This is a genomic window from Frankia sp. AgPm24 (assembly GCF_023243055.1).
Classification (GTDB): Bacteria; Actinomycetota; Actinomycetes; order Frankiales; family Frankiaceae; genus Frankia; species Frankia umida.
The window spans coordinates 1-9,695 of the sequence record NZ_JALKFW010000172.1; the positions used below are offsets into that span (position 1 = coordinate 1).

The 9,695-nt window shown below is 70.8% G+C and carries 6 protein-coding genes; 1 reads left to right on the forward strand and 5 read right to left on the reverse strand.

All coding sequences use genetic code 11. The features are described 5' to 3' along the window. Positions 1-75: 75 nt before the first annotated feature. The 4 genes from MXD61_RS11215 to MXD61_RS28015 are packed head-to-tail and all read right to left on the reverse strand — an operon-like array spanning position 76 to position 7,225. Positions 76-357 (reverse strand): acyl carrier protein, encoded by a 282-nt coding sequence (locus MXD61_RS11215; RefSeq protein WP_248812779.1) that lies wholly within the window; start codon positions 355-357, stop codon positions 76-78. Further along, positions 354-5,255, reverse strand: coding sequence for a non-ribosomal peptide synthetase (locus MXD61_RS11220; protein WP_248812780.1), 4,902 nt, complete (start codon positions 5,253-5,255; stop codon positions 354-356). The genes MXD61_RS11215 and MXD61_RS11220 overlap by 4 nt, the downstream gene beginning before the upstream one ends. Next, positions 5,249-6,001 carry a thioesterase II family protein gene (locus MXD61_RS11225; RefSeq protein WP_248812781.1) on the reverse strand — a complete coding sequence of 251 codons (753 nt, stop codon included), beginning with the start codon at positions 5,999-6,001 and terminating at the stop codon, positions 5,249-5,251. Before MXD61_RS11225 ends, MXD61_RS11220 begins: the two co-directional genes overlap by 7 nt. Before the next feature lie 15 nt (positions 6,002-6,016). Then, entirely contained in the window at positions 6,017-7,225 is a 1,209-nt protein-coding gene (locus tag MXD61_RS28015) for a cytochrome P450 (RefSeq protein WP_248812782.1), read from the reverse strand. A 215-nt stretch (positions 7,226-7,440) separates the two neighbouring features. Between MXD61_RS28015 and MXD61_RS11235 the strand changes: the two genes are divergently transcribed. After that, positions 7,441-8,649, forward strand: a complete 1,209-nt coding sequence (locus MXD61_RS11235) for a GNAT family N-acetyltransferase (protein WP_248812783.1) — start codon at positions 7,441-7,443, stop codon at positions 8,647-8,649. A 99-nt stretch (positions 8,650-8,748) separates the two neighbouring features. Here MXD61_RS11235 and MXD61_RS11240 read toward each other — a convergent pair whose 3' ends face one another. Then, positions 8,749-9,684 (reverse strand): ornithine carbamoyltransferase, encoded by a 936-nt coding sequence (locus tag MXD61_RS11240; protein ID WP_248812784.1) that lies wholly within the window; start codon positions 9,682-9,684, stop codon positions 8,749-8,751. Positions 9,685-9,695: the final 11 nt, after the last annotated feature.

Here is a 9,695-nt window from a genome sequence, read left to right on the forward strand (position 1 = left end):
GTGATCTTCCTGGACGCCCCGTCGGTGCCGGTCACCGTCGGCCGGTTGACCTGGAAATCGTAGTAGTCGTCCGGGTCACCCGCCAGCCCGCTCGCTCGTCGTCACGACGGAGACCGAGACGATCATCGCGGCGATGGCCTGGATGTCGGCGAAGTTGCGTGGATCGATCTTCGCTGCCGGGATGGCGACGCCGAACGTGTTCCGGATGAACGACAGCAGAATCGCGATCCGCAGCGAATCCAGGATCCCCGACTCGACAAGCGGTGTCGTGTCCGTCAGCGGCTCCTGCTCGGCCCCGGGGAGGAACTCCTCGGCCACGAAGTCCACCAGCGCCCGCCGGTACTCTTCCTCGGTCATCCCAGCATCCCCTCCCTCGCCTGGCGCGCGGCCGCGACCAGTTCCTCCTCGGACATCCGGTCCACCTCGGCGCGAAGCTGCTCCTCGACAGCCGCGGCCAGCTCGGCCACGGTGCCACCCTCGAACACCGTCCGCATCGACACGGTGATCTCGAACTCCGCCTGGATCGCCGCGACCAGCCGGATGGCCAGGATCGAGTTGCCGCCGCTGGCGATGAAGTGGCTGTGTGCGCCCACCGAGGTCACGAGCAGTTCGGCGAAGATATCGGCGATCCGTTCCTCGACGACACCCTGCGGCGCGACGTGCTCCGGGGCGGCCGCGCGGGGAAGCGCGGCCCGGTCGAGCTTCCCGTTGGCCGTCAACGGGATCTCGTCGAGCAGCACGAACGCCGCCGGGAGCAGGTAGCTGGGCAACCGCGCGGCGCAGTGACGGGTCAGCTCCCGGGGCGTCACACCGGCGGCCGTCACGCAGTAGGCGACCAGGCTCTCCGCTTCGGCGACGACGACCGCGTCGCGCACCCCGTGATGCTGGCGAAGGACTCCGGCGACCTCACCGGGCTCCACCCGGTATCCGCGGATCTTCACCTGCTCGTCGCGCCTGCCGGCGAACTCGATGTCCCCACCGGGCAGCACCCGCGCCAGGTCACCGGTTCGGTAGAAACGCGCGCCGGGCGGGCCGTACGGATCGGGCTGGAAGTGCTCGGCGGTCATCGCCGGCCGGTTCAGGTACCCCCGCGCCACGCCGGCTCCGCCGACGTACAGCTCGCCCACGACGCCGATCGGCGTCGGGTGAAGGCGGTCGTCCAGGACACGCATGCTGACGCCGGGCAGCGGCCGACCGATCGGGACCGGCTCACGATCAGGCGGGTTCGGCACGGGATAGGTGCAGGCGCCCACCGTTGTCTCCGTCGGGCCGTACTCGTTGACCAGCCGACCGGCACCGAGTTCCGCTGCCCATCGGCGCGCCAGCGTCGGCTGTAGCGTTTCTCCCGCGACCACGATCACCTCCGCCAGCTCGGCCGCGCGTCCCGGCGCGACCTGGTGGGAGAGGATCTCGAGATGTCCGGGGGTCAGCTTGATGAATCCGAACGGCGCCCCGGCCCCGAGCCGTTCGCCGAGTTCGGTGAGATCGAAGCGCTGGGGCAGCAGATGCACGGGTCTGCCCGCCAGCAGCGGCGCCCAGAGGTTCGGGACGACCAGGTCGAAGGCGACCGACGAGAACAGCGGCGCACCGCCGGAGCCACGGCTGGCCAGTTCCGCCACCGCCCATCGAAGGTGACCGGCCAGCCCGCCGTGGGTGATCGCCACGCCCTTGGGCTCCCCGCTCGACCCCGACGTGTAGATCACGTAGGCCAGGAGGTCCGGTCCGGCGGGGCGCTCCACCCGGCTGGCCGGCCCGGTCACCGCCTCGCCGCCGAGGAACTCCTCCGCCGCGAGAACCACGGTGCCGTCGAGCTCGCCGGCAAGCCGCCGGTGGTGCTCGGCGCCGGTCACCAGGACAGATGCCTTCGCGTCGGCGAGCACAAGTCCCGCGCGCCGGGCGGGGACGTCCGGGTCGAGCGGGAGATAGGCGGCACCGGCCTTCCAGACCGCGAGGAGCGCGATCGGCAGGTGGATGCCGCGGTCGAGCAGTACACCGACGACGGACTCTGGCCCCACGCCGCGCGCGCGCAGGTGGCCGGCCAGCCGGTTCGCCCGGGCGTCCAGCTCGGCGAACGACATCGTCACCGCGTCCGTGACCAGCGCGACCGCGTCGCCGGAGGCCGCCACCCGCTCCTCGAACAGGTCGAGAACGGAGGTGGTCTCCGCCGCGGCCGGAGTGGAACTCCACCCGGCGAGGGCCCGCGACTCCGCATCGGGCAGCAGGTCCAGCATGCCCAGTGTGCGTCGGGGCGCGTCGACCACGGAGCGCACCAGCACCTCGAGGTGGTTGGCCAGCCTGACGACCGTGTCACGCTCGTAGAGCGCCGTGGCGTACTCGAGGAGGCCGAGAACGCTGCCGTCGGGGCGGCGCCGGACGTACAGGGTCAGGTCCGTCTTCGCGACGCCGGAAGCCTCGATCATGCTGGTCAGGTCGGCCTCGTCGTCCGGTGCTCCGGTGAGCTCCGCTCCGTGGAAGTCGAAGGCCACCTGATAGAATGGCGTGCGGGACGGGTCACGTTCGGGCGCGAGCTCGGCCACCAACCGTTCGAACGGCAGTTGCTGGTGCGCGAGCGCATCCTTGCAGACGTCCCGGACGCGTTCGAGCGCCTGTTCGAATGTCAGGTCGGCGGCCAGCTGGCAACGTAGTACCAGGCTGTTGAGGAAGAACCCGACCACGTTCTCGAGTTCGGGCCGCTCCCTGCCCGCGACCGGGGTGCCGATCGGCACGTCCCATCGGCCGCCGTGGCGTGCCAGCAGGGTCGCGAAGACCGTCAGCAGCACCATGAACGGCGTCGCGTCAGCCCGGCGGCCCACCTCGTCGAGCGCGTCGGCGAGCGACGCGGGGATGGTGAAGCGCACCACCGCGCCTCGCCCGTCCCGCTGCCGGGGCCGGGGCCGGTCCGGATGGGGGGACAGCGGACGTGACCCCTCCAGGACCCTGCGCCAGTGCGCCAGCTCGGCTGCCAGCACGTCGTCGGTCAGCCTGTCGCGCTGCCAGACCGCGTAGTCGGCGTACTGGACGGCGAACGGCGCCAGAACCGGTGGCCGCCCGGCCTTTCCGGCGGCCACAAGCTCGTGGAACTCGCGTTCGAGGATCGCCGACGACCAGCCGTCGCAGGCGATGTGATGGACGAGCAGCACCAGTGTCCGCGCACCGGCCGGCTCAAGAAACAGCAGCGCGCGGACGAGCGGCCCGCGAGCCAGGTCGAAGCCACGCTCGGCCTCCTGGTCGAGGATCGCGCCGACACGGTCCCGGGTGGTGGCGACGATCCGCAGATCCACTGGCGCTACCGGGTCGATGTACTGCACCGGCTGGCCGGCCTCGACGGTGTACCTGGTCCGCAGGGCCTCGTGCCGCTCGAGGAGCGCGTCGAGGGCCGCTTGGACCGCCTGCGCACCGGTGCCCGGGTCGACCCGGATGAACAGTCCGCACACCCACTCTCTGCCCGCGGGGTTGATCTGGTCCTGGAGCCAGAGGCGATGCTGTCCGAACGACAGCGGCAGCGCGCCGGCACGTGGCACGGGGGTCACCGACGACGGGTCGACCCGTTCCGGCTCGATCAGACGGGCCTGCGCGGCAAGCGTCGTCGCGGACAGCAAGGCGGACAGATCGACGTCCCTGCCGCTGGCTACCCGCAGCCGGTTCGCCAGCCGGATGAGCTGCAGCGACGACCCGCCGAGACGGAAGAAGTCATCCTGGTGCCCGAGCTGGTCGACCCCGAGCAGCTCCCGCCAGATATCCGCGACCAGGTCCCTCGCGGCATCGCCGGCCTCGCCGTCCGACGGCTGCTCCGGCGCCGGCAGCGCCGTCAGGTCGATCTTGCCGCTGGCGGTGGTCGGGAAGGTCTCCAGCTCGACGAACGCGGCGGGGATGTGGGTCGGCGGCAGGCGGTCCCGCAGGAACGCCGCGAGCCCCGCCGCGGTGACCGTCTCCCGTGGCCGCACATAGGCGGCGAGCCGGGTGGCACCGTTGGCGGCCTGGTACGAGGTGACGGCGACCTGTCGCACAGCGGGATGCGTGCCCAGCGCGGCGGCTACCTCGCCCGGCTCGATCCGCACTCCGTTGATCTTGAGCTGACGATCAGTCCGTCCGAGGTACTCGAGGTTGCCATCGGCCCGCCACCGGCAGCGGTCACCGGTCCGGTACAGGCGGCCCCCCGGCGGTCCCGCAGGATCGGGGACGAACCGCTCGGCCGTGAGCTCCGGCCGGCCGAGGTAACCGTGCGCGACGCCCACGCCTCCCACGCAGAGCTCGCCGCTGTCTTCGAGCACCACCCGCATGCCGTCGACGGGCCTGCCGATGGACACCATGCCGGACCGCTGCAGCGGGTCGAACCGGTAGGCGGTGACGTCGATGGTGCACTCGGTCGGGCCGTAGGTGTTCCACACCTCCACCTCGCCGGAACCGTCCTCCACCGCGCGCAGGAACCGTCCCGCAAGCTCCGCGTCCAGCGGTTCGCCCGCCGATGAGAGGATCCGCAGCGCGGTGCACCCGGCCCAGCCGGGTTCGTCCACGAGCTCGCGCAGTACCGACGGCACCACCTGCAGCACCGTGACGCGGTGCGCGGCCACCGCCCGCACCATCGCAGCCGGGTCACGTTCGGCTCCGGCCGGGGCCAGCACGACCGTCCCCCCGCTGACCAGGGGCGCGAAGATCTCCCAGGCCGCGGCGTCGAAGGTGAGCGCGGTTTTCTGCAGCACCCGGTCAGCCGCCGACAGACCGTGGTTGGCGACCCGCCACCGCACATAGTTGCCGATGCCGTCCTGGCTGATCACGACCGCCTTCGGTCGTCCGGTGGACCCGGAGGTGTAGAGGACGTAAGCGGGATCGTCCCCCGTCGTCGGGACGTCCATGGCGGTGGACGAACAGCCTCCGGCCACGGCCAGCTCCGGGTCCAGCCGAAGCACCGTCACACCGGGCGCATCGAGATCCGCCGCCTCGTCGACCAGCGCCACGGCGACGGCGCTGTCCGCGAGCATTCCCTCCGTCCGGCGCCGCGGGCCCTCCGGGTCCAGAGCGACATAGGCGGCACCGGCCTTCCACACGGCCAGCAGCGCGACGACCAGGTTCCGGCCGCGCCGCAGCAGCACTCCGACCGGCGGTTCCGACCCGACCCCCGCCCCGCGGAGCAGGTGCGCGAGCTGGTTGGCGTACCGGTCCAGCTCCCCGTATGTCAGCTCGTGTGCCCCGTCGACCACCGCGACCGCGCCCGGCGTCGAGGCGGCCTGGCGCGCGACGAGTTCATGGATCAGCATCCCCTGTCGATCCTCTCCGGTGTGCGGTCGGCGAGCAGCCGTATGAGGTCGGGCAACGCGCCGTCGAAATAGAAGTGCCCGCCGGGCAGCACGTGCGCGTCGAACGGGCCGATGGTCAGTTCCCGCCACCGGACGACATCGTCGATCGTCACCGCGGCGTCACGGCTCCCTGCGACCGCGGTCACCGGACAGGTCAACGGCGCCCCGGGCACGTACCGGTAGCTCTCCACGAGGGCGAAGTCGTGGCGCAGGGCCCGCATCGCGAGACGCCACAGGTCCGTGTCGTCCAGCACCGTCGCGGCGGTTCCGCCCAGCGTGCGGACGTGGTCCCTGATCTTTTCGTCGCCGCCGTCCAGACCACGGGGACGATGCGCGACCGGCGCGTCGCATGCCGACACGACCAACCGCTCCAGCCGGGACGGGTAATGGGGTCGCAGCCGCCGGGCGACCTCGAAGGCCACCGTCGAGCCCATGCTGTGGCCGAAGAAGGTCGTCGGGCGGCCCAACAGCGGGACGACCGCGCCGCGGATCTCGTCGGCCAGCGTCGCGATGTCCGGCGGCATCGGGTCGTCGATGCGGTCCTGGCGACCCGGGTACTGCACGGCGAGGAGTTCCACCGAAACGGGCAGCAGTTCGGCCCAGTCCCGGAACGTGCTGGCGACGCCGCCGGCGTGCGGGAAGCAGATGAGCTGTGAGCTCGCCCGCGGCCGCGGAAGGAAGGTGCGCAACCACGAATGCCGCGCCATCCGGTTGCCTCCAGGTCAGAAGACGGGTGTGACGACGACCGGCAGCCGCTGCAGGAAGCGGAAGTTGACGCTTTCCAACCAGGACTGCCCGGCCTCGGCCAACCGCAGGTCGACGGTGCGACGCAGAAGTGTCGTTATCGCGATCTCGATCTCCGCCACGGCGAGCGCGGCACCGAGGCAGTAGTGGATCCCGTGGCCGAACGACAGGTGGTCCTGAGCGTTGCGGCGGATGTCGAGCCGGTCGGGGTCGGGATAGCGGCGCGGGTCCCGGTTGCCGGCGCCCAGCACGAGGGCCACCGATTCGCCGCGTTCGATCAGCTGTCCGCCGATCTCGATGTCGTCGAGGGCGACCCGCGAGGTGAACTGCACCGAGCTGTCGAAACGCATGAACTCGTGCGCGGCGCCGGCGGCCAGATCCGGATCGTCGCGCAGCATCGCCATCTGCTCAGGATGCCGGCACAGCGCCAGCACCGCGTTGCCGACGAGATGCGTCGTGGTCGCCTGCCCGGCATCAATGAGCAGCAGAAAATTGGCGAAGATCTCGTCCTCGGTGTAATCCGCCCGGTCGAGCTGACCGGCGATCATCCGGCTGAACAGATCGTCCTCGGTGCCGTCCCGGCGGGCCCGCGCGCCGTGGTCGAACGCGCCGCGCAGGTCGTTGATCCGCGGGATCACCTCCTGCGACTGGGTAAAGAACTCGTGCAGCAGACCCTGCCAGTTCTCGAGCAGGTGGATGTGGCCGCCACCGACCCCGGCGAGCCGGGCGATGACCTCGCGGGTGAGCGGTTCGGAGAAGTCACCGATGACGTCCAGCAGCCCACTCGGCAGCGCGCGGTCGAGCAGGTCGTTCGCCACGCCCTCGATCAACGGTCGGATGTCCCGGACGAACCGCGGGGTGAGCCCGGGCCGGATGAGGCGCCGCAACCGGGTGTGTCGAGGTGGCTCGTTGAACAGCATCATGTCCGACAGGGCCTTCTTCAGCGGCGCGAGCCCCGCCCGGGTGGCACTGGGGAGCTGTTCGTAGAAACTGTCGATGCGGGCACCGGAAAGGCGTTCGTCCCGGGACAGCAGCACTATCTCCTCGTAGCCCAGCACGAGCCAGCACCGCATCCACTCGTCCCACTGGACGGAACTCGACTCCCGTAGCTCCCGGTAGAACTCATAGGGATCATCCCACTCCGGATCGAACAGGCGGAGAAGGCTCGGCGCGTGCGTGTCGTCCACTCGCCCAGTGTCGGACGCGCATCTATATTTCCCCGGTATCCACACTGGACCACGATCTTGTCGATGTCGTTCCGGCCACCGCCCAGGCCGCCGCTGTGGCCGCGGCCCGACTGTCCCGGCCGGCCACCAGGGGATTTCTGTCCGATCAGATATAGGAATCGGATAGCAGAGGTCCTGAGAATGCCACGGACGTCACACCCCAGAAGGGCGGTCGCATGTCGAAGGCTGATACCAGAATTCTCACGGACGCCGACCATCGGGCGGCATACGACCTGGTGCGAGCGGCCCAGCACAGTCCGCCGGTGTCGGACACGGAATGGTCCTATGCGCGGCACCTGTATTCATCAGGGCTGGCGTTGGGCGCGTTCCTGGACGACACACTGGTGGGCACGACCAACCTGCTGCCGTCCCATCTCTCCCTGCCCGGCGGGGCGACCGTGCCGATGGCCGCCGCCACCGGGAGCGGGGTGCGCGCCGATCACACCCGGCGTGGTGTGTTCACCAGCCTGAAACGCGAACGGTTGGATCTCGCGGTCCGGCGCGGTTACCCGGTGGTCGGAAACATCGTCAGTGAGGCAACCATATACGGCCGGTTCGGCCACGGCGTGGGAACCCTCTCCCGCGCGGTGCGCCTACGGACCGGGCAGGCACGGCTGCGACCGGACGCGCCGGCCGGCGGCGAGGTCCGGTTGATGGATCGGGCGTCCTCGGTCGAGGAGCTGCCCCGGCTGTACGAACAGCTCGGCGCGTACCGCCCTGGCATCATCGGGCGCGCCGCACCGTGGTGGCGCGCGAAGTGGGAACGTCCCCTGTCCAGCGGGGAGAACCTACCGGTCGCGGTGCACCACGGCGCTGGGAGCGAGGACGGGTTCGCGGTGTACCGCACGACGCCGAACGCGGAACCGGGCTCCAGCGTCACCCTGCTGGTGACGGACTTCCACGCGGCCAACCCGACGGCGGCGGCCGGGCTGTGGCGCTTCCTGCTCAACATCGATCTGGTGGACGAGGTGTGCGTCCGCCGCCTCCCGATCGACGAGCTCGTCGAGGGGATCCTGGTCAACTGGCGGGCGTGCCGCACGCACTCCGTGAACGACGACCTGTGGCTCCGGCTGGTCGACGTTCCGCGGGCGCTGGCCGCGCGCGCTTACGACGACGCGGACCCGGTCGTGGTGGAGATCATTGACGAGTTCCTGCCCGCCAACAACGGCCGGTACCGGATCTCGCCGGACGGGGTGGTGACGACTACCGCGCCTGCCCACCTGACCATGGACGCCGACGCTCTGGCCATGGCCTATCTGGGTACGACCCGGTTCTCGACGCTGGCCGACCTCGGCCGGCTGAGGGTGGACGACCCGAGAGCCCTGACGCACGCCGACCGGCTGTTCGCCGCCGCATCCGCCCCCTTCTGCGGCACCGTCTTCTGACGGCATCGGCGGCGCCAGTCCGCGCTGCGGACGGCGGCGACCGCAGGGGCGGAGACCGTGGGGATGCCGCCGGGCCGCCCGCTCAGGTCCGCGCGCCGCTCAGGGCAGTACGTGCCTGCACCACTCGAGCACCGCCATCGCGCTGTGCATCTTGTTCTCGGCCTGGTCGAGCGCGAGGCTCGCCGGTCCGTCCAGGACCTCGGCGGTGACCTCCTCTCCCCGGTGCGCGGGCAGGTCGTGCATGAAGACCGCGGTGGGGCTGTCGACCCACATCTTCGGGGTCACCTGGAACGGGGCGAAGACCTGCCGCCAGTCCGGTCGGGGCTTGGACGTGCCGGTGGTCTGCCAGCGCGTGGTGTAGATGACGTCGACGCCGCTCGGCAGCTCGTCCATGTCATGACGTTCGGTGAACGACGCTCCCGACCGGGCCGCGTTCGCCTCGGCGCGGGCCCGGACCTCTTCGGTGAGGCCATAGCCGGGCGGTGTCCGCAGCTCCAACGCGACGCCGCCGAACCGCGGCAATACCGATGCCAGCGCCGCCGCGGTGTTGTTCCCTTCACCGAGATAGCACACGCGCAGGCCTTCGACGCGGCCGAAGTGGCGCGCCATCGTCGTCAGGTCGGTCAGCGCCTGGGTGGGATGTTCCTCCGCCGTCATCGCGTTCACCACGGCCATCCGCCGCTGCCCGGCCCAGTCGGCCAGTTCTCGCTGCGGGCCGGCCGTCCTGGCCACGATGACGTCCAGCATCCGGGCGAGCACCCGGCCGGTGTCCCCGACAGTCTCCCCCGTGTTGGTCTGCAGGTCGTCCGGACCGAAGGTGACGATCTGCGCCCCCAGCCGCAGCGCGCCGGCGGAGAAGGCGGTCCGGGTACGGGTGGAGGTCTTCCGGAAGTAGATGCCGACCACGTCCCCGGTCAGCGGAAGAGAACGCGCGACGCGGCCCGCGGCATGGTCGACGCCCCGGGCCACCACCGCCCGCAGATCGGCATCCGACAGGTCCTCGGTCGACACAAGACTTCGGGTGGGTCGTTCCATGCGGCCATGCC

What these genes read in the sequence shown, in the direction of transcription:
- MXD61_RS11225 (WP_248812781.1), bottom strand. Translation starts at nt 6,001, where the DNA reads ATGGCGCGGCATTCGTGGTTGCGCACCTTCCTTCCGCGGCCGCGGGCG.
- MXD61_RS11215 (WP_248812779.1), bottom strand. Translation starts at nt 357, where the DNA reads ATGACCGAGGAAGAGTACCGGCGGGCGCTGGTGGACTTCGTGGCCGAG.
- MXD61_RS11235 (WP_248812783.1), top strand. Translation starts at nt 7,441, where the DNA reads ATGTCGAAGGCTGATACCAGAATTCTCACGGACGCCGACCATCGGGCG.
- MXD61_RS11240 (WP_248812784.1), bottom strand. Translation starts at nt 9,684, where the DNA reads ATGGAACGACCCACCCGAAGTCTTGTGTCGACCGAGGACCTGTCGGAT.
- MXD61_RS11220 (WP_248812780.1), bottom strand. Translation starts at nt 5,255, where the DNA reads ATGCTGATCCATGAACTCGTCGCGCGCCAGGCCGCCTCGACGCCGGGC.